This is a genomic window from Canicola haemoglobinophilus, assembly GCF_002015075.1.
GTDB classification, from domain to species: Bacteria; Pseudomonadota; Gammaproteobacteria; order Enterobacterales; family Pasteurellaceae; genus Canicola; species Canicola haemoglobinophilus.
In genome coordinates, this window is the sequence record NZ_MUXZ01000004.1 from 41,416 (window position 1) to 63,799 (window position 22,384).

Annotated in this window: 23 protein-coding genes and 1 pseudogene; 12 read left to right on the forward strand and 12 right to left on the reverse strand. The window is 37.1% G+C overall.

Annotated elements, in window-relative coordinates; all coding sequences use genetic code 11:
- Nucleotide 1: 1 nt before the first annotated feature.
- Nucleotides 2-3,052: a formate dehydrogenase-N subunit alpha gene (fdnG, locus tag B0186_RS00805; RefSeq protein ID WP_078217487.1), complete on the reverse strand. Its 3,051-nt coding sequence runs from the start codon at nucleotides 3,050-3,052 to the stop codon at nucleotides 2-4.
- A 181-nt stretch (nucleotides 3,053-3,233) separates the two neighbouring features.
- Here fdnG and fdhD point away from each other — a divergent pair, with 181 nt between their 5' ends.
- On the forward strand, nucleotides 3,234-4,058 hold the full coding sequence (gene fdhD / locus B0186_RS00810) for a formate dehydrogenase accessory sulfurtransferase FdhD (RefSeq protein ID WP_078217488.1): 825 nt from the start codon (nucleotides 3,234-3,236) through the stop codon (nucleotides 4,056-4,058).
- Between the two features lie 72 nt (nucleotides 4,059-4,130).
- Here fdhD and B0186_RS00815 read toward each other — a convergent pair whose 3' ends face one another.
- Nucleotides 4,131-4,892 carry a TOBE domain-containing protein gene (locus B0186_RS00815; RefSeq protein WP_078217489.1) on the reverse strand — a complete coding sequence of 254 codons (762 nt, stop codon included), beginning with the start codon at nucleotides 4,890-4,892 and terminating at the stop codon, nucleotides 4,131-4,133.
- Nucleotides 4,893-5,036: 144 nt separating this feature from the next.
- Here B0186_RS00815 and modA point away from each other — a divergent pair, with 144 nt between their 5' ends.
- The 3 genes and pseudogenes from modA to modC all read left to right on the forward strand — a co-directional run.
- Nucleotides 5,037-5,801, forward strand: coding sequence for a molybdate ABC transporter substrate-binding protein (gene modA, locus B0186_RS00820; protein WP_078217490.1), 765 nt, complete (start codon nucleotides 5,037-5,039; stop codon nucleotides 5,799-5,801).
- 5 nt (nucleotides 5,802-5,806) lie between these two features.
- Nucleotides 5,807-6,535, forward strand: coding sequence for a molybdate ABC transporter permease subunit (gene modB / locus B0186_RS00825; protein WP_078217491.1), 729 nt, complete (start codon nucleotides 5,807-5,809; stop codon nucleotides 6,533-6,535).
- Nucleotides 6,522-7,190, forward strand: a pseudogene (gene modC / locus B0186_RS00830) (molybdenum ABC transporter ATP-binding protein); the annotation flags it as partial. The gene modB and the pseudogene modC, both read left to right, overlap by 14 nt.
- A 44-nt stretch (nucleotides 7,191-7,234) precedes the next feature.
- On the opposite strand, the gene apbC reads toward modC, so the two are convergent.
- Nucleotides 7,235-8,356, reverse strand: coding sequence for an iron-sulfur cluster carrier protein ApbC (gene apbC / locus B0186_RS00835; RefSeq protein WP_078217493.1), 1,122 nt, complete (start codon nucleotides 8,354-8,356; stop codon nucleotides 7,235-7,237).
- A gap of 143 nt (nucleotides 8,357-8,499) precedes the next feature.
- On the opposite strand from apbC, the gene metG reads away from it, so the two are divergent.
- Nucleotides 8,500-10,569, forward strand: coding sequence for a methionine--tRNA ligase (gene metG / locus B0186_RS00840; protein WP_078217494.1), 2,070 nt, complete (start codon nucleotides 8,500-8,502; stop codon nucleotides 10,567-10,569).
- Between the two features lie 47 nt (nucleotides 10,570-10,616).
- Here metG and rapZ read toward each other — a convergent pair whose 3' ends face one another.
- Genes rapZ through lptC form a run of 5 tightly spaced genes read right to left on the reverse strand, consistent with a single transcriptional unit; the run spans nucleotide 10,617 to nucleotide 13,862 of the window.
- On the reverse strand, nucleotides 10,617-11,477 hold the full coding sequence (gene rapZ, locus B0186_RS00845) for an RNase adapter RapZ (RefSeq protein ID WP_078217495.1): 861 nt from the start codon (nucleotides 11,475-11,477) through the stop codon (nucleotides 10,617-10,619).
- A 3-nt stretch (nucleotides 11,478-11,480) separates the two neighbouring features.
- Entirely contained in the window at nucleotides 11,481-12,053 is a 573-nt protein-coding gene (locus tag B0186_RS00850) for a PTS sugar transporter subunit IIA (RefSeq protein WP_078217496.1), read from the reverse strand.
- A 2-nt stretch (nucleotides 12,054-12,055) separates the two neighbouring features.
- The gene (gene lptB / locus B0186_RS00855) at nucleotides 12,056-12,781 is read right to left on the reverse strand and encodes an LPS export ABC transporter ATP-binding protein (RefSeq protein WP_078217497.1); all 726 of its coding nucleotides are present in this window, start codon (nucleotides 12,779-12,781) and stop codon (nucleotides 12,056-12,058) included.
- 15 nt (nucleotides 12,782-12,796) lie between these two features.
- Nucleotides 12,797-13,306, reverse strand: a complete 510-nt coding sequence (gene lptA, locus B0186_RS00860; protein WP_078217498.1) for a lipopolysaccharide transport periplasmic protein LptA — start codon at nucleotides 13,304-13,306, stop codon at nucleotides 12,797-12,799.
- Nucleotides 13,287-13,862 carry an LPS export ABC transporter periplasmic protein LptC gene (lptC, locus tag B0186_RS00865; protein ID WP_078217636.1) on the reverse strand — a complete coding sequence of 192 codons (576 nt, stop codon included), beginning with the start codon at nucleotides 13,860-13,862 and terminating at the stop codon, nucleotides 13,287-13,289. The genes lptA and lptC overlap by 20 nt, the downstream gene beginning before the upstream one ends.
- Before the next feature lie 225 nt (nucleotides 13,863-14,087).
- Between lptC and mlaF the strand changes: the two genes are divergently transcribed.
- Genes mlaF through murA form a run of 7 tightly spaced genes read left to right on the forward strand, consistent with a single transcriptional unit; the run spans nucleotide 14,088 to nucleotide 18,762 of the window.
- Nucleotides 14,088-14,882 carry a phospholipid ABC transporter ATP-binding protein MlaF gene (gene mlaF, locus B0186_RS00870; RefSeq protein ID WP_078217499.1) on the forward strand — a complete coding sequence of 265 codons (795 nt, stop codon included), beginning with the start codon at nucleotides 14,088-14,090 and terminating at the stop codon, nucleotides 14,880-14,882.
- Nucleotides 14,879-15,661, forward strand: a complete 783-nt coding sequence (gene mlaE / locus B0186_RS00875; protein WP_078217500.1) for a lipid asymmetry maintenance ABC transporter permease subunit MlaE — start codon at nucleotides 14,879-14,881, stop codon at nucleotides 15,659-15,661. The genes mlaF and mlaE overlap by 4 nt, the downstream gene beginning before the upstream one ends.
- 35 nt (nucleotides 15,662-15,696) lie before the next feature.
- Nucleotides 15,697-16,203: an outer membrane lipid asymmetry maintenance protein MlaD gene (gene mlaD / locus B0186_RS00880; RefSeq protein WP_078217501.1), complete on the forward strand. Its 507-nt coding sequence runs from the start codon at nucleotides 15,697-15,699 to the stop codon at nucleotides 16,201-16,203.
- A 38-nt stretch (nucleotides 16,204-16,241) separates the two neighbouring features.
- Nucleotides 16,242-16,868: an ABC transporter substrate-binding protein gene (locus tag B0186_RS00885; protein ID WP_078217502.1), complete on the forward strand. Its 627-nt coding sequence runs from the start codon at nucleotides 16,242-16,244 to the stop codon at nucleotides 16,866-16,868.
- 2 nt (nucleotides 16,869-16,870) lie between these two features.
- Nucleotides 16,871-17,203 (forward strand): STAS domain-containing protein, encoded by a 333-nt coding sequence (locus B0186_RS00890; protein WP_078217503.1) that lies wholly within the window; start codon nucleotides 16,871-16,873, stop codon nucleotides 17,201-17,203.
- A gap of 13 nt (nucleotides 17,204-17,216) precedes the next feature.
- Nucleotides 17,217-17,474, forward strand: a complete 258-nt coding sequence (locus B0186_RS00895) for a BolA family protein (protein WP_078217504.1) — start codon at nucleotides 17,217-17,219, stop codon at nucleotides 17,472-17,474.
- 13 nt (nucleotides 17,475-17,487) lie between these two features.
- The gene (murA, locus tag B0186_RS00900) at nucleotides 17,488-18,762 is read left to right on the forward strand and encodes a UDP-N-acetylglucosamine 1-carboxyvinyltransferase (RefSeq protein ID WP_078217505.1); all 1,275 of its coding nucleotides are present in this window, start codon (nucleotides 17,488-17,490) and stop codon (nucleotides 18,760-18,762) included.
- Nucleotides 18,763-18,873: 111 nt separating this feature from the next.
- Here murA and B0186_RS00905 read toward each other — a convergent pair whose 3' ends face one another.
- From B0186_RS00905 to B0186_RS00920, 4 genes are all read right to left on the reverse strand, one after another.
- The gene (locus B0186_RS00905) at nucleotides 18,874-20,094 is read right to left on the reverse strand and encodes an aromatic amino acid transport family protein (protein WP_078217506.1); all 1,221 of its coding nucleotides are present in this window, start codon (nucleotides 20,092-20,094) and stop codon (nucleotides 18,874-18,876) included.
- Nucleotides 20,095-20,131: 37 nt separating this feature from the next.
- Nucleotides 20,132-20,458: a zinc ribbon domain-containing protein YjdM gene (locus B0186_RS00910; protein ID WP_078217507.1), complete on the reverse strand. Its 327-nt coding sequence runs from the start codon at nucleotides 20,456-20,458 to the stop codon at nucleotides 20,132-20,134.
- 177 nt (nucleotides 20,459-20,635) lie between these two features.
- Nucleotides 20,636-21,943, reverse strand: a complete 1,308-nt coding sequence (locus B0186_RS00915; RefSeq protein ID WP_078217508.1) for a nucleobase:cation symporter-2 family protein — start codon at nucleotides 21,941-21,943, stop codon at nucleotides 20,636-20,638.
- A gap of 85 nt (nucleotides 21,944-22,028) precedes the next feature.
- Complete coding sequence (locus tag B0186_RS00920; protein WP_078217509.1) at nucleotides 22,029-22,379, reverse strand: SirB2 family protein; 351 nt, start codon at nucleotides 22,377-22,379, stop codon at nucleotides 22,029-22,031.
- Nucleotides 22,380-22,384 lie beyond the last annotated feature (5 nt).

Genomic DNA, 22,384 nt, shown 5'->3' on the forward strand with positions numbered 1-22,384 from the left:
TTTATGCCTCCGCTTTCTCTATGTTAACAAGGAATGTTTTGTATTCAGGTGTTTGAGAGTTTGCTTCTCCAACCCTTGGTGTTAATGTGTTGATCACAAAACTTTTTTTGCCCACACTAGAAAATCCCCAGTGAATTGGTAAACCTATGGTATGAACCGGTTTTCCATTAATTGTGAGGGTTTTAATTCTTTTTGTTACCATTGCTTTCACTTTGATAAAACCACGTTTAGAAGATACTTTGACGACATCACCATGTTTAATGCCTTTCTCTTTTGCTAATTCCTCGCCAATCTCTGCAAATGGCTCTGGTTGAGCAATCATATTGAGTAAAGCTTGTGAGGTCCAAGCATGGAAATGCTCAGTTAAGCTATAAGTTGTTCCTACATAAGGGAATTCATCAGCGGTTCCCATACGTTCTTTGTCGTTATCCAAAATACGAGCAACAGGAGTTGAAACCACATTTGGATGCAATGGGTTTGTGTCTATTGGGTTTTCAATAGGTTCATAATGTTCAGGGAATGGACCATCAGCAAGACGGTTCAGTGCGAATAATCCGCCTAAGCCATCGTTTTGCATAATGAAAGGCGTAATTTTGCTGTTTGGTGGCGCATTACCAAAATCTGCCACATCAATGTAATTCCAGTTTTTGCCGTTCCATTTTATTAATTGACGTTTGTGATCCCAAGGTTTGCCAGAAACATCCGCACTTGCACGGTTATAAAGAATACGGCGGTTTGCAGGCCAAGCAAAAGACCAACCAAGCGTATTACCTAATCCTGAAGGATCGGAGTTATCTCTGTTGTCCATGATATTGCCTTTCTCAGTCCATTGACCTGTATAAATCCAAGCAGAACTTGCCGTACTACCATCATCACGTAATTGAGCGAAAGTAGAAAGTAACTCGCCTTTTCGGGCAATAATATTGCCATTAGCATCATATAAATCTTCTAAAGCATAACCATTATTTTCTTTTGCCAATTCTTCCGCTCTTGGCTCTAATGGATTTGCATAATTCCAAGCAACCGCTTTAAAACTTTCAAGTCCACGGCCACCTTCTTTTTCATACATTTCTAACATCACTTCACGAATTTCAGCCAAAATATCTACATCAGGTTTAGCCTCTTTTGGTGGTTCTGCCGCTTTCCAGTGCCATTGTAACCAGCGTCCAGAATTCGCAATGGAGCCATTTTCTTCAGCAAAGCAAGTGGTTGGTAAACGGAAAACTTCAGTCTGAATTTCAGCTGTATTAACATCATTAAATTCGCCATAATTACGCCAGAATTCAGTTGTTGTGGTTTCAGTTGGATCAAAAACAACTAAGAATTTTAATTTACTTAGTGCATCAACAACTTTGTTCTTATCAGGATAAGAAGAAACGGGGTTATAGCCTTGGCATAATAAGCCGTTGACTTTCCCTTCTGTCATCATATCAACATAGCGCAGTTGATCGTAAACTTGATCGTATTTAGGTAAGTAATGAAATCCCCATTCATTATCTTTAGTCGCATTTTCACCATAGAAAGATTTAAGCAAGCTAATCATAAATTTAGGCGCATTTTGCCCATAATTGACTTGCCCTTTTACTAGTGTTTTAGGTGTGATGCGTGCAAGATATTTTTCTAAAGAGGTATCATTGTCGCTTGGTAATTGTAAGTAGGCTGGAAGTGCGGTTGGTAATAAGCCCATATCTGTTGCACCTTGCACATTAGAATGTCCACGCAGTGCATTTACGCCACCGCCAGCCATACCAATGTTTCCTAACAGCAATTGGATAATTGCCATGGCACGAATATTTTGTGCTCCAACTGTATGTTGTGTCCAACCTAAAGCATATAGGAAAGTAGCTGTTTTATTTGGTGCGCTAGTTTCAGCAAGCATTTCACAAAATTCTAAGAATTTTGCCTGTTTAATACCGCTGATTTGCTCCACAATTTCAGGGGTATAGCGTTCAACATGGTCACGCAATAAATTTATGACACAACGAGGATGTTGTAAGGTTAAATCTTGTTTTGGATTGCCATTTTCGTCTGTTTGGTAAGACCAAGTAGAGCGATCATACTGGCGCATTTCTTCATCATAACCTGTAAATAAGCCTTCATTAAATTCAAAGTCTTCATTGATAAGTAAAGAGGCATTTGTATAGTGTTTTACATATTCATGATGGAGCTTATTGTTTTGTAATAAATAGCGAACGACACCTAATAAAAATGAAATATCACTTCCTGGGCGAATTTGGGCAAAGAAATCAGAAACTGCAGCAGTACGATTAAAGCGCGGATCTATGACTAATAATTTTGCCCCATTTTTTTTCGCTTCAATAACCCATTTAAAGCCAACAGGGTGGGCTTCTGCGGTATTTGCCCCCATGACGATGACTAAATTCGCATTTTTAATATCAACCCAGTGGTTTGTCATAGCTCCACGACCAAAAGAGGAGGCGAGGGCTGGAACAGTTGGACCATGGCAAGTACTTGCTTGGTTATTTACCGCGACTAAGCCAAGACCTCGGCTCCAACGTTGCGTTAAGATACAAGTCTCGTTACTGGTAGCAGAAGAGCACAACATACCTGTTGTTAACCAGCGGTTAACAGGGGTACCTTGTGCATTTTTTTCAATGAAATTTGCATCACGATCATCTTTTAATAAACGAGCGATACGATGAATTGCATCTTCCCAACTTAAACGAACCCATTTATCTGAGCCTGGTGCTCGATATTCAGGATAATGTAAACGATTTGGACTATTAACAAAATCTAACACACCAGCGCCTTTTGGACAAAGAGAACCGCGGCTTACTGGGTGATCGGGATCGCCTTCTACGTGAAATAATTTGGCTGGTGCATTTTTAGCTCCATCAGTCAAACTGTACATTAACATTCCGCACCCCACAGCGCAGTAAGTACAGTTGTTACGAGTTTCTTTTGCTCGCAATAATTTATATTGACGTGGCGCAGCAAGTGCGGTAGTAGGTGCAAAACCAAGCATTGCGGCTGATGTCCCTACCATACCACTGGCACAGATCTTAAAGAATTTTCTTCTACTGACCTGCATAACACACTCCTTAACTTTTAATGAGTAATTAGACTTTTTATATTTATTTGATTGAATTTATTTTAGATAATTTGCTTATAGATGATTTTGAACTATACTTTTTTTGTATATAGCCTTATTTATAGTACGCCTTTTGATCTAATAAATATAGGGTAGTTTTCTTGATAATGGAGGGAAAAATTTGACTTCAATCACAAAAATTGAAATTAATTTTTTCAAAAATTTAACAAATTATAAACAAAATAAGAATAATTCTTATTCAATTGGTGAGAGGGAAGATAGCCTCGCTACCGAGGTTCCCGTTGCACTAGTTTATAACGGAATTTCTCATACAGTGATGATGTGCTCTCCACAAAATCTTGAAGATTTCGCTTTAGGTTTCTCTTTGGCTGAGGGAATTATTCAACATCCAAGAGAAATCTATGGTATTGAAGTTAAGCCACAATGTCAGGGAATCGAAGTTCATATTGAGTTAGCTACACGTTGTTTTGTGGCATTAAAAGAAAAAAGAAGAACGCTAATTGGACGTACTGGTTGTGGGGTTTGTGGATCGGAGCAATTAGCTCAAGTGCAAAAAACGTTACCAATTTTAGACCGCACTTTAGACTTGAATTTACATCGTTTAGATCATTGCTTATCTGCCTTTTGCCAAGCACAAGAGTTAGCAGAACAAACTGGCGCAACACATGCAGCTGCTTATTTTGATGTCGAGGGGAACTTACTGGCTATTCGAGAAGACGTTGGAAGACATGTGGCTTTGGATAAGTTGCTTGGTTGGCATGCGAAAGCGCAAGTAGCAAAAGGATTTGTGTTGATTTCTAGCCGTGCTAGTTATGAAATGGTGCAAAAAGCAGTGACTTGTGGAATTGAAATTCTTGTCGCTATTTCTGCACCAACAGATTTAGCGGTCAACATAGCAAAACAAAGCAATTTAACCCTAATTGGTTTTGCACGGGAAGGACGTGCCAATATTTATAGTGGAAAAGAGCGGTTAGTTTTTAAGTAGGGGCAAAATATTTTTCGCCCCTATAAAAATCCCCTAAGATAGCGCTAGTTTTTAGTCTGCAATTGAGAGGTTTTATAAGGTCACTAAAATAATTTGTTCTGGCTCAATGGAACACCATATTTCCTGATTTAATTGATAATTATGCCCTTGCGTAACACTTGCATAACATTCAATTGTATTTCCTAATTTTATGCTAATTTCTTCTTGATCCTCTGAGATCGCCTGAACTTTACTAGGAAAACAATTTATCTCATTTGATTGTTGTTCATGAAGTTTTAACCAAGGTGCTTTGATCATCAAAATCACTTCTTTACCTAAAACTAACTGTAAACGCACCGCACTTTTTTGTGTAATTGACACATATAAAGGGAGTGCAAGATTATCAACAGCAATTTCAACCAGACAATGAGAATTTTGCTGGTGTAAATTAATAATCTTTCCAAATAATTGATTTCTCGCGCTACTTTGCAAGGAAAATTTTGCCGTAGCTGATAATAAACTGGTCAGCTCGATTTCTTCGTCTTGCAAAATATCAAAGGCTTTTTGCTGCGTTTTCGCCAATAAATCATAGAGTTGAAGCAGACGTAGAGCGTAGCTTGTGAGCATTGTACCACCGCCATTTTTTCCTCCTGTATTACGATCTAACAAAGGCTTAGGACTAATACTATTCATATTTTCCAAATGATCCCAGGCGCTTTTATAGCTAATTTTGCAATTTTTAGCGGCTTGATTAATGGAACCAAATTGCTGAATAGCTTGGAGTAATCGAACCCGTTTAGGATCAACAAAAAGTTGTTGCTGGAGATTGATGCTTAAGAGGATTTCACTGTTCATTTTATTTATTAAGTGATGTGATAAATGGCGTTTATTTTACGTGAATTTCATTTTTTGCATAGCTTTTGTTATATAAATAATTATATAATGCGTAACCGTTGTATATAGTTCAATATAATGATTTTTAATTTGAAGGAGATCAAAATGAAATTACATAAAGTACTACTTAGTATTGTTGCTAGCACTTGTCTGAGCTTTTCCTTTGTGGCTCAAGCTAAAATCACAGTTTTTGCGGCTGCATCTATGACCAATGTATTGCAAGAGATTAAATCAGAATATGTAAAAGCAAATCCTAAAAACGAAATGGATTTTTCTTTTGCTTCTTCTTCTGTATTGGCTCGTCAAATTAGTCAAGGTGCACCAGCACAAGTATTTATTTCAGCTAACCAAAAATGGATGGATTTTTTAGAGGAAAAAGGTGCGATTGAAACAAAAAGCCGTCGTGATCTTGTTGGCAATAGACTTGTTATGGTTGCTCCTAAAGAAAGTAAAATTGAAAACGTTGATGTACTTAATTCCCAATGGCATTCGCACTTAGCAAATACTTATCTTGCTGTGGGCGATCCTGATCATGTTCCTGCTGGAAAATATGCGAAAGAAGCTTTCATATTCTTAAAACAATGGGGCGATTTAGAAACTAAGCTTGCTCGTGCCAATAATGTGCGTGCTGCTTTAGCACTCGTTGAGCAAGGAGAAAGCCCATTAGGTGTTGTTTATGCCACGGATGCTGCGGCTAGCCAGAAAGTGAAAACGGTAGCGATTTTTCCTGAAAATTCTCATCCAGCGATTGAGTACCCTGTGGCAATTGTAAAAGGACAGGATAATGAGGAAAGTCGCCAGTTTTTAGCTTACTTACAGTCAGAAAGTGCGGTCAAAATTTTCCAAAAATTTGGTTTTTCAATTAAGTAATCATTATGTTCGATGTGATAATGGATTATTTACATTTATCTCAATCTGAAATCAATGCGATAGCTTTGAGTATTAAAGTCGCATTGGTTTCAATTTCTATGAGCTTACCTTTCGCCATTGTTGTTGCTTGGTTACTGGCTCGCAAAGATTTTTGGGGTAAAGCGATTATCAATGGCGTTATCCATTTACCGCTTGTTTTACCGCCAGTGGTTATTGGTTATTTATTGCTAATTTCTATGGGACGCAATGGCATCATTGGACGTTATTTATTGCAATGGTTTGGTTTTAGCTTTGGTTTCAGTTGGCATGGCGCTGCTTTAGCTTCGGGCATCGTAGCATTTCCATTATTGGTTCGTTCTATTCGCTTAGCCATTGAAAATATTGATTTTCGTTTGGAACAAGCCGCACAAACTTTGGGTGCATCTTCTCTCAGAATATTTTTTACTATCACTCTTCCTCTTTCCTTACCAGGCATTTTGTCGGGCATGATTTTAGGTTTCGCTCGATCCTTAGGAGAATTTGGCGCAACCATTACGTTCGTCTCTAATATTCCTAATGTGACGCAAACCATTCCTCTAGCAATGTTCTCTTTTATTGAAACACCAGGCGCAGAAAATTCAGCCCTTAGACTTTGTATTATTGCCGTTGTGATTTCATTGATTTCTTTATTAATTTCCGAATGGCTTGCAAAACGAACCCAACAAAAATTAGGACAAACTGATGTTAGAAATTAATGTGCAAAAGACACTGGGCGATATGCAATTAGCGGTAGATTTGAATCTTTCGGCAAAAGGTGTTACCGCACTTTTCGGTCTATCTGGTTCAGGTAAAACCTCTTTAATTAATTTGGTCAGCGGCTTATTAAAAGCAGATCAAGGATTTATTCGTTTAAATAACCGCACTTTAGTAGATACAGAGAAAAATATTTTTTTACCAGCTAATCAACGCAAAGTCGGTTATATTTTCCAAGATGCACGTTTATTTCCCCATTATTCTGTGCAGGGAAATTTAAAATATGGCATGAAAAAGCCAGATCAAAAGCAATTTGATCATCTTGTAGAATTATTGGGCATCGGACATTTATTAAAACGTTATCCTTTGACTTTATCTGGTGGCGAAAAGCAACGAGTGGCAATTGGGCGAGCCTTGTTATCTAACCCAGATATATTATTAATGGACGAGCCATTATCTGCATTGGATTTGCCTCGTAAGCGTGAATTGTTAAGTTATTTGGAAAAACTCACCAAAGAAATTCAAATTCCAGTCTTGTATGTGACACATAGTATGGATGAGCTGTTATTTTTAGCGGAACGAGTAGTACTTTTAGAACAAGGGAAAGTACGAGCTTATGATGAAGTAAAAAATATGCAAAACAATCCGCACTTTGCTCGATTTATATAAATGAAAGGCTACACTCGGTAGCCTTTTGGATGTTAATTTACTTCTTTAAATAGGATTTCGCCAGGAATAATTTCCCCTTGCCAATAAAGTTCAGCTGCGACTTTTTCTGCTAATTGTAAGAAGGATTGTGCGATTTCACTTTCTGGCGCAGAAATAACAGTTGGTACGCCATTATCCATATCCTCACGCAATTGAATATGTAAAGGTTGCTGTGCCAAGAGTTTCACTTGATATTTCTCTGCCATTTTTTGTGCGCCACCAGTGCCAAAAATAGCCTCATGATGTCCGCAGTTGCTACAAATATGTACTGACATATTTTCCACAATACCAAGTACAGGTACTTTTACACGTTGGAACATAGAAATGCCTTTAATCGCATCAATCAATGCAATATCTTGTGGCGTGGTAACAACGATTGCGCCAGTAACTGGAATTTGTTGGGATAAAGTCAATTGAATATCGCCCGTACCTGGTGGCATATCAATTACTAGATAATCTAGCTCGCCATGATTTGCCCAAAGTGTTTCTTGTAACAGTTGGCTTAGTGCGCTACTTGCCATTGGTCCACGCCAAATTGTTGCATTGTCTGGTTCCATTAAGAAACCGATAGAGTTTGCTACTAAACCATGTGCTTGAACTGGATTGATATGCTTATTATCTGGCGAAGTTGGGCGTTCATGACTTACTCCTAACATATGCGGAATTGAAGGGCCGTAAATATCGGCATCTAAAATCCCCACTTTTGCACTTTGTGCTTGTAAAGCAAGGGCTAGATTAACTGAAACTGTTGATTTTCCTACGCCACCTTTGCCCGAACTTACCGCAATAATATTTTTAATCCCTTTTACCGCTGGATGATTATTAGCTCGTTTTAAAGTGGCAATTTGATAATTAAGTAACCATTTGATTTCACTGGCTTGCACAATAGTTTTGAGTTTATCGCTAAGTGCGGTCTTTAATTGCGCAAAACCTGTATTCCATGCAAATGGCATCACTAATTCTATGCGCAAAATATTGCCGCCAAGTTCGATTTTTTTTACCGCACTTAAACTGATTAAGTCTTTATGCAACGTGGTATGTGTAAATTGTCGAAAACATTCTTGTAATTGAAGTTGGTGTAATGCAGATATGTTATTTGAAAAATAAATCGCCATGTTCTGTTTCCTAGAGAAAAACGTTAAATAAATTCGTTGCGCATCATAACATAACTAGGATTGTAAAGTGTTGAGAACTAGAAAAAATACCGCCAATAAGGTAAGATGTGCGACAATTTTTTCATTTTCTAAAGGTTAAATTCATGTCAAATAATTCACGTCAAATTTTGGTCACTTGCGCCTTACCTTATGCCAATGGCCCTATTCATTTAGGTCATATGTTAGAACATATTCAAGCGGATATTTGGGTTCGTTTCCAACGTATGCGTGGTAATGAAATTTATTTTGTTTGTGCAGACGATGCGCATGGTACGCCGATTATGTTAAAAGCGGATCAAATGGGCATAAATCCAGAGCAATTAATTGCTGATGTGCAACAAAAACATATGGCAGATTTTAGTGGATTTAATATTAGTTTTGATAATTATCATTCAACTCATAGCGATGAAAATAGAGCATTAGCAGAAACTATTTATACGAAATTAAAGCAAAATGGTTTTATTAAAACTCGCACTATTTCGCAGCTTTTCGATCCTGAGAAAGCTATGTTTTTACCAGATCGCTTTGTGAAAGGTACTTGCCCAAAATGTAAAGCTGAAGATCAATATGGCGATAACTGTGAGGTTTGTTCTGCCACTTACAGTCCAACAGAACTTATTAATCCACGTTCAACTGTTTCAGGGGCAACCCCTGTATTAAAAGAAAGTGAGCATTTTTTCTTTGATTTGCCGAGTTTTGAGGGCATGTTGACTGAGTGGATCCGTTCTGGTTCTTTACAACAAGAAGTGGCAAATAAAATGCAGGAATGGTTTGAGGCAGGTTTACAGCAATGGGATATTTCTCGTGATGCGCCTTATTTTGGCTTTAAAATTCCGAACACTGAAAATAAATATTTTTATGTATGGTTAGATGCGCCAATTGGCTACATGGCATCTTTTAAAAACCTATGTAACAAAAAGAGCGGTATTGATTTTGATAGTTTTTGGCACAAAGAAAGCAAAGCTGAACTTTATCATTTTATTGGTAAAGACATTATGTATTTCCATAGTTTGTTCTGGCCAGCAATGTTAGAAGGGGCAGGGTTACGCAAGCCAAATAATATTTTTGTGCATGGCTATGTCACTGTAAACGGCGAGAAAATGTCAAAATCTCGTGGTACCTTTATTCAAGCTGCTACTTATTTAAAATATTTAGATCCTGAATGTTTACGTTATTACTATGCAGCAAAATTAAGTAATCGTATTGATGATTTAGATTTAAATTTGGAAGATTTTGTTCAGCGTGTAAATACGGATTTAGTGAATAAATTAGTTAATTTAGCCTCAAGAAATGCCAGTTTCATTCAAAAGCGTTTTGAAGGAAAACTCGCCGCTAAATTAGAAGATCAGGCATTATTCGATGAGTTTGTAGCACAATCAGAATTAATTGCCACTTATTATGAAAATCGTGAATTCGGTAAAGCTATTCGTGAAATTATGGCGCTTACCGATAAAGCCAATAAATATGTTGACGAGAAAGCTCCTTGGGTAATTGCTAAAGATGAAAGTCGTACAGCAGAATTGCAGCAAGTTTGCTCAATGGGCATTGAATTATTCCGTGTATTAATGGGATATTTGAAACCTGTTCTGCCAAATCTTGCTGAACGTGCTGAAGCATTTTTAAATACCCAATTGACTTGGGAAAATTTAGCAGAGCCTTTATTAGCCCATCAGATTGCGCCATTTAAAGCGTTATTCTCACGTTTAGATATGAAAAAAATTGAAGAAATGATTGAGGCATCCAAAGTGGAAAATGCACAAGTAAATCAAAGCGCACAAGAGAAGCAAAATACAGAAAAGAGTGCGGTAGAAAATAACGAAGTTTCTGAGTTTGAGCCAATTGAAGAGAGCATTACTATTGATGATTTCTTTAAGGTTGATTTACGAGTAGCTAAGGTGTTGAAATGCGAGGCAGTGCCAGAAAGTAATAAATTACTGAAGTTTATCTTAGATATTGGTAGCGAAACGCGCCAAGTATTTTCTGGGATTAAGGCTGCTTATAATAAGCCTGAAGATTTAGAAGGTCGTTTTGTCATTATGGTGGCAAACTTAGCACCAAGAAAAATGAAATTTGGTATGTCTGAAGGGATGATTTTAAGTGCTGGAACTGGTGGTGCTGATTTGTATTTACTTGATGTAGATACAGGTGCAAAAGCTGGTCAGAGAGTGAAATAGTTCTTGATAAAAACAAACCCAAGGTTAAACGCCTTGGGTTATTTTTTTTAGTGATTTTTTGTATGCTTTTCTAGTGACTTATGTTGAATTTGCACTTTCTTGCCTTTGGCTTGGAAGTATTCGCCAATTTGTTGTGCAATATAAACAGAACGATGTTTACCTCCTGTACAACCAATAGCAATCGTCAAATAACTTCGATTATTCTGCTCTAACATAGGTAGCCAATTTTCAATATAGCTACGCGTTTGATAAATAAAATTATTAACTTCAATATGCTTTTGTAGAAATTCAATCACAGGCTTTTCTAATCCTGTCATTGGGCGTAACTCTGGATTCCAATGTGGATTTGGTAAGAAACGAACATCAAAAACATAATCTGCATCTAAAGGAATACCATATTTAAAGCCGAAAGATTCAACAATAATTTGCAATTCTTTTTCGGTATTTCCACGCAAAAACTCACGCAAACGTTCCGCAAGTTCATGGGTAGAAAGTGCGGTCGTATCAATAATTAAATTTGCATGATGCACTAAAGGTTCAAGGTAAGTTTTTTCTGCATCAATTGCTGATTCAAGAGATAAATTTTGAATTGATAAAGGATGTAATCGGCGAGAATCACTGTAACGGCGGATCAGTGTATTTCTATCTGTATCCAGAAAGATGATTTTAACTTGATGTTTTTCTTGTAAGATATGAAGTATATGGTCTAGTGTCGCTGGGTCTGTAGGTAAATTACGAATATCTAAACTAATAGCAACAAAAGGCTGTTTATCCGAAAGAATATTGGTCAATTGTGGCAGTAAATCCATAGGAAGATTATCAATACAGTAGTAGCCAATATCTTCTAATGCGCGTAAAGCAACAGATTTTCCTGCGCCAGAACGTCCACTAATAATGATAACTTCCATTTGTTATTCTTCCTCTTTTTGTTCTGCTACATTTTGTTGTTCTGCCATTTGCAGTTCAGCCAGCTCATGTTCAGCATGAGTATCTGCGAACTGGAAAATTTGCCAAATTTCCTCCGCACTTTGTGCATTTCTTAATTGCTTGACTAGAGATTTGTCCTTTAATCGTTCAACTAAATGAGGTAATTCTTGCACAAGATTAGAACAATGTTCAGTCGGCGCCAATAAGGCAAACACCAGATCCACTTCACGATGATCTGGTGCATCATATTCTAAAGGTGCATTGAGTTGTAAGAAGACGGCAATAGGTTTATCCCCTAAAGGTAATCTTCCTTTGGGCATTGCGAGACCATTTCCCAAGCTAGAGTTGCCTAATTTTTCTCGGCTAAATAAGCAATCAACGCAAAGCGTTTCTGTATCTTGTAAGTCAATGTCCTCTGCGTTTTCTACATCTTTGTTTTGTTCAGAAAGTTGTTTGGCTACCAAGCAAGATATGATTTCAAAAGCTCTTTTTTTGCTTGTACAAACTAAGCCTTGGCGAATATTTTCAGGGGAGAGTAATTCGGTAAATTTAAGCATAGTTACAATTTAAATTCTTCACCAAGATAAACTTGTTTCACTTGTTCGTTATTCATAACTTCAGTTGGTGTACCTGTAGCAATCATTTTGCCGGCACTGACAATATAAGCGCGCTCGCAAACATCTAATGTTTCTCGTACATTATGATCTGTGATTAATACCCCCAACCCACGATTACGTAAATCTTTGATGATTTTTTTGATGTCAATAACTGAAATCGGATCTACGCCAGCAAAAGGTTCATCTAATAAAATAAATTTAGGATTTGCTGCTAAAGCGCGTGCAATTTCTACACGACGACGTTCACCACCAGATAAAGATTGCCCCAAGTTGTCACGAATATGACCAATATTGAATTCTTCGATTAATTCATCAGCTCTCGCGCGACGCTGTTGAGAATTTAAATCTTGGCGAATTTCTAAAACGGCCATTAAATTTTCATATACGCTTAGGCGGCGGAATATAGATGCTTCTTGTGGTAAATAACCTATTCCCCGTTGTGCTCGGTTGTGCATCGGCAATAAACTAATATCTTCGTCATCAATACGAATTATTCCTTGATCATGGCGTACTAAACCAACAACCATATAGAAAGTTGTCGTCTTACCTGCACCATTTGGACCTAATAAACCGACAATTTCATTGGAATTAACGGTTAAACTTACATCAGAAACAACTTGGCGGCTTTTATAGCTTTTAGCGAGATGCTCAGCATAAAGAATAGACATAATTCATTAACCTTATTATTTCTTATTTAATTGTGTTGGAATTAAAACAGTTTTAACACGAGATTTATTTGAACCATTTGCTTTTAACTGTTGTTTCTTCACATCATAAGTAATTTTTTCGCTATTAATTTTACTATCTAACTGTTTTAATTCTGCGTTACCTGTTAGGGTTAAAAATTCAGCGCCTAAGTCATAATGGACTTTACTTGCTTTACCATCCACAGGCTTACCATCATCAAGTAGTTGGTGGAATGTAACAGGATTACCAAATGCTTCCACAGTTTCTTTTTTGTTAGATTTCTCTGGAGGACGAGTAATGATCACTTTATTCGCTTTAATCAAAATTGATCCTTGCTTAATCACTACATTGTTTGTAAAAGTCACTACGGAATTTTCCATATCAAGAGATTGATTATCAGACACAATATCTATGGGCTGATTTGTGTCATTTTTCAATGCTAAAGCGGAAACGGAAGTCATCATAAGTGCGGTGATTAATAAGTATTTATTTGTTGCTGATTTCATAATGCGTTTTTACCTGCTCTTTTAATGTTGCGATTTGTTGTTGTAAGTTACCATGGAGTTTTAGCCCTGTAGAGCTAAAATGTTGTCCTTTTATAGTGACTATTGTGTCAGAAGTTATATCTTGGGTAGTTAAATTTACTACCGCACTTTCTGTCACAACTTTTTGTAATTTTGCATTTTCCAATAAGGTCTCTGCGATCACATTCCCCTCAAGATAAAGCATATTATTTTTTGTTAATTTGGCTTTATGAGCGCTTAATTTCCAGCTTTGTTTACCTAATTTCTCATCTTCAATATCAAATAAATAAACTAAAGGCTGGTGGAATTCGGTGCGGCCATCATTATTATAATGCTCAACTTTATCTGCCGTCGCTAAATATTGTTTTTTACCTGTGGGCGAAAAAACAGCAGTTGACATTTTTTCACCTGTATATTCCGGACTATCATTCGATTTTATAAGTTGATTTAGTTCATTATCATCTGGTTGTAGACTATAAAACCAAGCAAGCGAAATTAGAGCAAGTACAGATAAAATAATATTCCAACGAATATTCATAGAACCCTTGAATGTTTGAGTTTGATAAAAGTGCGCCATGATAGCATATTTTTCAATAAAACATGTAGTAATCCATGAAAGAGCGGTGTTTTTAAAAATATTTTTTATGTGAACATTTTTGGAAAATATAAGTCCAATACGCTGCCATAATTTAATTTGACAATAGGGGGAAATTCGTAGAATATCCCACTTCATTTTTTTAAGTATAAAGAGTAATCAAAAAATATGACAAAACCTTTAATAGAAGTCAGAAACCTAACTTTTAAGCGAGGTGAGCGAACCATTTATGACAACCTTAATTTGCAGGTTCAGCAAGGTAAAATTACTGCAATTATGGGGCCTTCAGGTATTGGTAAAACCACTTTGCTCAAACTTATTGGTGGACAACTTCAAGCAGAAAAAGGTGAGATTTTGTTTGATGGGCAAGATATTTGCATGATGTCTAATAGTCAGTTGTATCAAGTTCGTCAACGTATGGGAATGTTGTTTCAATCTGGCGCATTATTTACTGATTTATCTACCTTTGATAATGTTGCGTTCCCTATTCGTGAGCATACGAATTTGCCTGAAGAGCTCATTCGTCAAATTGTATTGATGAAGTTAGAGGCGGTTGGGTTGCGTGGTGCAGCAAATTTAATGCCTTCGGAATTATCTGGTGGTATGGCAAGACGAGCCGCATTAGCGAGAACAATAGCCCTTGATCCTGAGCTGATTATGTATGATGAACCTTTTGCTGGACAAGATCCTATTAGCATGGGGGTAATTATTAGCTTGATTAAACGCTTGAACGAAGCCTTGCAATTAACTTCAATAGTGGTTTCCCATGATGTGCAAGAAGTGTTAAGTATTGCAGATTATGCTTATATTATTGCTGATAAGAGAGTGATTGCAGAAGGTACTGCAGAACAGCTTTTACAGAGCCAAGATCCACAAGTTGTACAATTTCTTCAAGGTAAAGAAGATGGGCCTGTTCATTTCCATTTCCCAGCACAAGATTATGTACAGGAGTTATTTTCATGATCCAGCTTATTTCATCTCTTGGTAGAGTAGGCATAGATTTTTGCCGTTCTTTAGGACGAGCTGGTTTTATGCTGTTTGGTGCTTTAGTGGGAAAACCACAAATTAGAAAGCATTTCCCTTTGTTGATTAAACAGCTACATGTATTAGGCGTGCAATCCTTATTAATTATCATGTTATCTGGCTTGTTTATTGGCATGGTATTAGGCTTGCAAGGTTATGTGGTGCTTGTTGATTTCTCTGCTGAAACAAGCCTTGGGCAACTTGTTGCATTGTCTTTATTGCGTGAATTAGGGCCAGTTGTGACCGCACTTTTATTTGCTGGTCGAGCGGGTTCAGCACTGACTGCTGAAATAGGTTTAATGAAGGCGACTGAGCAGTTGTCTAGCTTAGAAATGATGGCGGTTGATCCATTACGTCGAGTTATTTCTCCTCGTTTTTGGGCTGGGGTAATTGCAATGCCAATCCTTGCAGTTATTTTCACTGCTATTGGTATTTGGGGCGGTTCATTGGTCGGTGTTGATTGGAAAGGCGTGGATGCGGGGAGCTTTTGGTCTGTAATGCAAAACTCTGTGAGCTGGAGCTATGATTTATTAAATGGCTTTATTAAGAGCTTATGCTTTGCTATTGCAGTGGTTTGGATTGCCTTGTTCAACGGTTATGATTGTATTCCGACCTCGGAAGGTATTAGTAAAGCAACAACAAGAACAGTAGTGCATGCATCTCTTGTTGTTTTAGGATTAGATTTTGTACTAACAGCTTTAATGTTTGGTGCAAGTTAATAAGTAAAGTGCGGTAGAAAATTAAGGATTTTTTTATGCGACAAACAGTTAAATATGAATTTTGGGTAGGCTTATTTTTATTAATTGGAATTGCAGCTCTAGTTTTTTTAGGGTTAAGAGTTGCCAATATCCAAGGCTTTAATCAAGCAAAATCTTATCAAATTAATGCCGTTTTTGATAATATCGGTGGACTGAAAGTGCGTGCGCCATTGAAAGTAGGCGGGGTTGTGATTGGTCGAGTTTCATCTATTGAACTTGATCCGCAAACCTATTTACCACTGGTTAAAATCGCCATTGATGAAAAATATAATGAAATTCCAGACAACAGTTCATTATCTATTAAAACCTCAGGTTTATTAGGTGAACAATATATCGCCCTGAGTGTTGGTTTTGACGATGGTGAAACTCCAATGCTAAAAGAAGGAAGTCGTATTGTAGATACTAAATCGGCAATGGTGTTAGAGGATCTCATCGGGCAGTTCTTGTATGGCAGTAAAGACAGCAAAAGCAGCCAAGGAGAAGCTGAAGCAAGCGCTCAGTAACAATTTTTTATAAACTTTAAATTTAGGAGCTAATATTTATGTTAAAAAAACTTTTTTCTAAAATAATCGTGGTAATGACCGCACTTTTTTCTGTACAAGCTATGGCAGAAAAAACACCTTATGAATTAACTCTTGATGTATCTGATCGTTTATTTAAAGCTATTGATAGCAGTCAGACTAAGATTAAACAAGATCCAAATTATTTACGTACGATTGTGCGTGAGGAATTAATGCCTTATGCCTATGTGAGTTATGCCGGCGCCTTCTTTTTAGGCAAAACTTATTATAAGTCTACTCCAGTGGAACAACGTGAGAAATTCTTTGCAGTATTTGATAAGTTTATTGAATATCAATACGCTAAAGCACTGACTCTTTACAATAACCAAAAAATTCAAGTGTTAAAACCAACGAATGTGGTTGATGATAAAATGAGTATATCAGTGAAAATATTGCAAAATAGTAATGCTGCACCTATCGACTTGGTATTTTATTGGCTTAAAAACAAAGCAGGCAAATGGCAAGTTTATGATATGGCTGTTGGTGGTGTAAGTACCATTGATTCAACAAAACAGGAATGGTTACCAACTCTGCGTAAAAAAGGCATAGAGGTTTTAATTAAAGAGATGGAAACCTTTTCTAAACAAGCAATTATCCTTAGTAAATAAGCATGAAAAATAACAGTCTAAATTGGGCATTAGAACAAAATGATGATAAAATAACGTTCCGGCTTATTGGAGCGTTATCACGAGATACGTTGTTACCTTTTTGGCAACAACGTAGTTCTTTTTTGTCGAATGCAAAAGTTGCCAACCAACAACTTATCTGGGAGTTAAGTGAAGTTCAGCGTATTGACAGCGCTGGTTTTGCTTTATTATGTGATTTTATGCATGAATATGAAACACAAGTCAGTTCACAAAAAATTCATCATGCTCCAATTCAATTAGAAACTTTAGCAGATCTTTTTGGCTTATCCCATTGGCTTAAGCCCTTTTTACAATAACGGAAAAAAATTAATGGAAACCCAGCAAATTGAGCAAATTTTAAAAGATGCATTAAATTTGAATGAAGTATATGTTCAAGGCGAAAATGCACATTTTGGTGTTATCGTGGTAAGCGATGAAATTGCCCAACTATCAAGATTAAAACAACAACAAACTATTTATGCATCCTTAATGGAGCATTTTAAATCAGGTGCAATTCATGCGTTGACAATTAAAACATTCAGCACTGAGCAGTGGAAACGCGATCGTTTATTAAATATGTCAAATTAATTAGGAAGTACAGATGCAAAAATTTCGTGTTTATGGACAATCTCGTTTAAATGGAAATGTGAATATTTCAGGTGCAAAAAATGCTGCATTACCTATTTTATTCGCTGCAATTTTAGCGGAAGAACCCGTTAAATTAACGAATGTCCCTGAATTAAAAGATATTGATACAACACTAAAAATTTTACACAAATTAGGTGTTGTTACTCATCGTGATGAGCAAGGTACGGTGCATTTAGATGCTTCAAATATTGAACATTTTGTTGCACCTTATGAACTGGTCAAAACGATGCGTGCTTCTATTTGGGCATTAGCGCCTTTAGTCGCTCGTTTTAAACAAGGTCAAGTTTCATTACCTGGCGGTTGCTCTATTGGCGCAAGACCTGTTGATTTGCATATTAGTGGTTTAGAGCGTCTTGGAGCCAAAATTGTATTAGAAGATGGCTATGTGAAAGCTTTTGTTGATGAACAATTAGTAGGTAAACGAATTGTTATTGAGAAAGTCAGTGTCGGTGCAACTTTATCTATTATGATGGCTGCTACTTTAGCAAAAGGGACGACAGTGATTGAAAATGCTGCTCGTGAGCCAGAGATTACAGATACTGCCTTATTCCTAAATAAAATGGGGGCTAAAATTACCGGTGCTGGGTCAGATAAAATTACGATTGAAGGCGTTGAGCGTTTAGGCGGTTGTGAACATAGCATTGTGCCAGACCGTATTGAAACAGGTACTTTCTTAGTGGCTGGTGCTATTTCTGGTGGGCGTATTGTTTGTAAAAATACCAAAGCTTCTACTTTAGATGCTGTAATTGATAAGCTGCGTGATGCTGGTGCACAAGTTGAAGTAACTGAAGATACTATTACCTTAGATATGCAAGGCAGTCGACCAAAAGCTGTGAATATCCGCACTGAGCCTTATCCTGGTTTCCCAACAGATATGCAAGCACAATTTACTCTATTAAATATGGTTGCAGAGGGCTCAAGTAAAATCACTGAAACTATCTTTGAAAATCGTTTTATGCATATCCCAGAACTCATTCGTATGGGCGGTAAAGCAGAAATAGAAGGGAATACTGCATTTTGCCATGGTGTTGAACATTTATCTGGCGCAGAAGTAATGGCAACGGATTTACGCGCATCTATTAGTTTAGTGCTAGCTGGTTGTATTGCTACGGGTGAAACCATCGTAGATCGTATTTACCATATTGATCGTGGTTATGAACATATTGAAGAAAAACTACGTGGATTAGGTGCTAAAATCGAGCGTTTTTCAGAAAAGACGGAAGATTAGCTTTCTACCCAAAAAGAATAACGCCTTACAATCAAACTGTAAGGCGTTTTTTTAGAGAGAAAGAGCGGTTGAAAAAATAAAAATTTCAACCGCTCTTTTTTGTTGATTAGCTTACCCAGCGACACTAGGTAGGTAGCCTTTTTCCATGAGGAATGGGATGATGATAATAACGATGCCCATTACAAATGCGATGACTAATGCTAAATTACCACCAGCTACTCGATAAGGTAGATTAGGATGTAATTGACGAACTTTCCAAGCTAAAGCAACGGGTAGAAGTAAGCCATAGAATGCGAATAAAATCCCCGCATAACCTAATGCTGCAATAAAGCCGTTTGGATAGAATAAAGCAAAAGCGAGCGGTGGAATAAAGGTTAAAGGTGCTAAAACTAGGCGATTGGCTGGTAAATTAATGCGTTTTAATAAATCGCCTACGCCTTCAAAAATTCCCATTGCTACGCCTAAGAAAGATGTAATTAATGCGAGTGATGAGAATAAGCGAACTACTTCACCTAAGAAGTTGCTACCAGTGATTTGACTTGTTGCGTTGACTAACCCATTTAAAGTGGGATCTTGTTTTAATAAGCTAACAAATTGATTCTGACTTAATACACCGTGAGTAGCTAATTGCCATAATAAATAGGCTGTCAGTGGAATTAACGTACCAATAATAATGGACAAACGGATTTTACGAATATCTGCGTCGAGGTAGTTATTAATACTTCCCATGATGACGTGGAAGCCAAAAGAGGTAAAGAAAATCGGGATAGCAGAAATAACCAGTAAATTATCTAGTGGCACCGCACCTAAATTTTCTAGTTTGGCTTTTGGTAGCATCATTAACAATACAGCAATAAAGCCAATAATTTTTCCGATAAATAAAACACGAGTGAGACCATCAACGCCTTTAATACCAATAACAACGAAAGCACCCAAAATTAAAGTAAAGAGTAAAATTGCAATTTGTAAGGTTTGATGTTCATCGCCAATACTTGTAGGTAAAAGTCCAGATAAAAGCGAGCCACCGCCAGTAATGTAAGCGGCAAGCAAGGCATAGAGTAAAACAAGTAGGCTAATCGTTGCTAAGAAACGTCCAGTTAGACCGAAATATTGTTCAGCCAGGCTCGCCACGCCTACATCTTTAGCTTTTGCTGTTTGATAAACCTCCATAAACAACAAGCCTGTATAGGTTAATAATAACCACAATCCTGCAAGCAGAACTAAAGTCATAGAAAAGCCCATACCAGCAGAGGTTAATGGCATAGCCAACATACCAGCACCTATAGTGGTTCCAGCGATCATTAATGCGCTTCCGAGAATTTTATTTTTCATAACAGCTCCAAGTGAGATACAAATTTATAGTTATAATTTAAGCTTTCTTTAAAAATTCAGATTTGAGTAATAATTTGCCACAGTCAACATTGTGATCACCAGCAACTAAACGAATATTTTTATATTTAGTGCCTTTTTTTAGGACTTCAGATGAGCCTTTCAATTTTAAGTCTTTAATTAAAAGTACATCATCACCATCCGCTAAGAGATTTCCATTGCTATCTTTTACAATGAGCTGATCATCATCTTGCTGCTCAATTTCATTACCAGACCATTCATTCCCACAGTCAGGACAAACAAAATTAATTGTGTCGTGGTATACATATTCGCCCTGACATTTGGGGCACTTTGGCATTTCTTCCATATTGTTTCTCCTAATAAAAATAGTGTTCGAGTATAACAAAAAAATGAGCTTTGCCAAAAGGGAGAAAATGGCTTTTAGGCTCAAAATGAAAGGGCTGAAATGGGTATTTATATCCTCAGCCCTTTGTATAAGTTAATTTTTCTGCATATTTAAATGCGACTATGATTAAATATTAATTTACTTTTCAGCTTTAGTTTTATCTTCTGGCAAGATTAAATTTAAAATAAGCGCAAATAATGATCCTACTGTGATGCCAGACCCAAAAATTTCTTTAACAAAACTTGGTAATTTGTCTAATAATTCTGGACGAGTAGTCACAGCTAAACCACAACCAATAGAAATTGCAATAATTAAGCCATTACGTTTACTTCTTTCAATATTGTCTAACATTTGGATACCAGCTGCGATAATCATTGCAAACATCATTAATCCAGCCCCACCTAATACAGGCAATGGAATAGAAACAATTAATGCACCAAATACTGGAAATAAGCCGGCGAGTACTAATAAAGCACCAGTTAGAGCTACAACATAACGGCTTGCTACACCTGTTAATGAGATTACACCGATATTTTGTGAGAAAGATGAGAATGGTGTTGTGGACATAATTGCAGCTAAAGCAGAACCTAAGCCGTCACATAACACACCACCACGCAAATGTTTTCCAGTAATTTCTGTTTTCGTTGCATTACCTAATGCTAAGAAGTTACCGCTTGATTCTACGATTGTCACTAAGTAGGCAATAGACATGCCGATAATGCCTGAAATTGGAAACTCAAGGCCAAAATGTAATGGTTGTGGAACAGCAAAAATTTGTGCGGATTTAACCCCTTCAAAACTTACCCAGCCAAGAGCGAGTGCAACGACATAACCTGTAAGCATACCAATAACGATAGCTGCTGCTGAGAAAATCCCTTTGCCCCATTGTACAAGCACCACAACAATGACTAAAACAAAGCTAGCCATCAGTAAATTTTCAGGTGTAGCATAATTAGCATTGCCACGTTGACCACCAGCAAACCAGTCTACAGCCACAGGGATTAAACTTAGTCCGATCATCATTACCACTGTTCCAGTAACAACAGGTGGAAATAATTTACGGATATAAGGCATGAAGAAACTGCCGATAATCATCACGAGAGAACCGACTAATGACGCACCTAAGATCCCAGCAACACCAGCATCACTAAAGCCGATTGCCAAAGCTGCAGCGACAAAGGTAAAACTTGTTCCCATCACGCTTGGTAAGCGTAATCCAATGGGTCCTAAGCCACGGCATTGGATAATTGTGACAACGCCTGATACGAGCAAGGCAGCGTTAACAAGAATAATGGTATCTTGAGTGGAAAGTTGTAATACATTGCCAAGTACTAATGGCACAGCAATAATGCCACCTAATGCAGCTAACAAATGCTGTGCAGCTAGTAATAGGCTTAAACCAAAAGGCGGTTTATCTTCTACCGAGTAGAGTAAGTTTGAGTTCATTATATTTTCTCTGAGCTAATAATAAAGGTGCGCAATTATACTTATTTTTGTTATTTAAGCAATCGGTTGCTTTATTGATTTTGCATTAATGAAAAAATCCGAGAAAAATGACCGCACTTAAACTGACTAAAGCGAGAATGAATAACGCAGGTGCTGTATTTTTAGCTGACTTATGGAAGTATTTAGCAGCAAAGATAATGTAAGTAATAAGTAAAATAACTTTTGCGACAATCCACCAAGTCAAACCAATACCCATTATAAAAAATAAGCCGATACCACTTGCTAGAAGTAAAGTATCTGATAAGTGCGGGAAGATTTTTAGCAATTTTATTGCTCGCCAATCTTTAGCATTCATTTGCATCAGCCCACGAACTAACAATAACGCCAAGCTAACAAAAGCAAAAATTAAGTGAATATAAATAAGATAGATAGTCATAGGTT

Bases quoted from the DNA above. Each gene is read 5' to 3' on its own strand.
- lptB (WP_078217497.1), bottom strand. From the start codon at position 12,781: ATGTCTATTCTTTATGCTGAGCATCTCGCTAAAAGCTATAAAAGCCGC.
- B0186_RS00895 (WP_078217504.1), top strand. From the start codon at position 17,217: ATGGAAACCCAGCAAATTGAGCAAATTTTAAAAGATGCATTAAATTTG.
- B0186_RS00815 (WP_078217489.1), bottom strand. From the start codon at position 4,892: ATGAACAGTGAAATCCTCTTAAGCATCAATCTCCAGCAACAACTTTTT.
- mlaE (WP_078217500.1), top strand. From the start codon at position 14,879: ATGATCCAGCTTATTTCATCTCTTGGTAGAGTAGGCATAGATTTTTGC.
- fdnG (WP_078217487.1), bottom strand. From the start codon at position 3,052: ATGCAGGTCAGTAGAAGAAAATTCTTTAAGATCTGTGCCAGTGGTATG.
- modB (WP_078217491.1), top strand. From the start codon at position 5,807: ATGTTCGATGTGATAATGGATTATTTACATTTATCTCAATCTGAAATC.
- B0186_RS00915 (WP_078217508.1), bottom strand. From the start codon at position 21,943: ATGAACTCAAACTTACTCTACTCGGTAGAAGATAAACCGCCTTTTGGT.
- murA (WP_078217505.1), top strand. From the start codon at position 17,488: ATGCAAAAATTTCGTGTTTATGGACAATCTCGTTTAAATGGAAATGTG.
- modA (WP_078217490.1), top strand. From the start codon at position 5,037: ATGAAATTACATAAAGTACTACTTAGTATTGTTGCTAGCACTTGTCTG.
- mlaF (WP_078217499.1), top strand. From the start codon at position 14,088: ATGACAAAACCTTTAATAGAAGTCAGAAACCTAACTTTTAAGCGAGGT.
- apbC (WP_078217493.1), bottom strand. From the start codon at position 8,356: ATGGCGATTTATTTTTCAAATAACATATCTGCATTACACCAACTTCAA.
- B0186_RS00920 (WP_078217509.1), bottom strand. From the start codon at position 22,379: ATGACTATCTATCTTATTTATATTCACTTAATTTTTGCTTTTGTTAGC.
- metG (WP_078217494.1), top strand. From the start codon at position 8,500: ATGTCAAATAATTCACGTCAAATTTTGGTCACTTGCGCCTTACCTTAT.
- lptA (WP_078217498.1), bottom strand. From the start codon at position 13,306: ATGAAATCAGCAACAAATAAATACTTATTAATCACCGCACTTATGATG.
- mlaD (WP_078217501.1), top strand. From the start codon at position 15,697: ATGCGACAAACAGTTAAATATGAATTTTGGGTAGGCTTATTTTTATTA.
- B0186_RS00885 (WP_078217502.1), top strand. From the start codon at position 16,242: ATGTTAAAAAAACTTTTTTCTAAAATAATCGTGGTAATGACCGCACTT.
- lptC (WP_078217636.1), bottom strand. From the start codon at position 13,862: ATGAATATTCGTTGGAATATTATTTTATCTGTACTTGCTCTAATTTCG.
- B0186_RS00905 (WP_078217506.1), bottom strand. From the start codon at position 20,094: ATGAAAAATAAAATTCTCGGAAGCGCATTAATGATCGCTGGAACCACT.
- B0186_RS00890 (WP_078217503.1), top strand. From the start codon at position 16,871: ATGAAAAATAACAGTCTAAATTGGGCATTAGAACAAAATGATGATAAA.
- B0186_RS00850 (WP_078217496.1), bottom strand. From the start codon at position 12,053: ATGCTTAAATTTACCGAATTACTCTCCCCTGAAAATATTCGCCAAGGC.
- B0186_RS00910 (WP_078217507.1), bottom strand. From the start codon at position 20,458: ATGGAAGAAATGCCAAAGTGCCCCAAATGTCAGGGCGAATATGTATAC.
- rapZ (WP_078217495.1), bottom strand. From the start codon at position 11,477: ATGGAAGTTATCATTATTAGTGGACGTTCTGGCGCAGGAAAATCTGTT.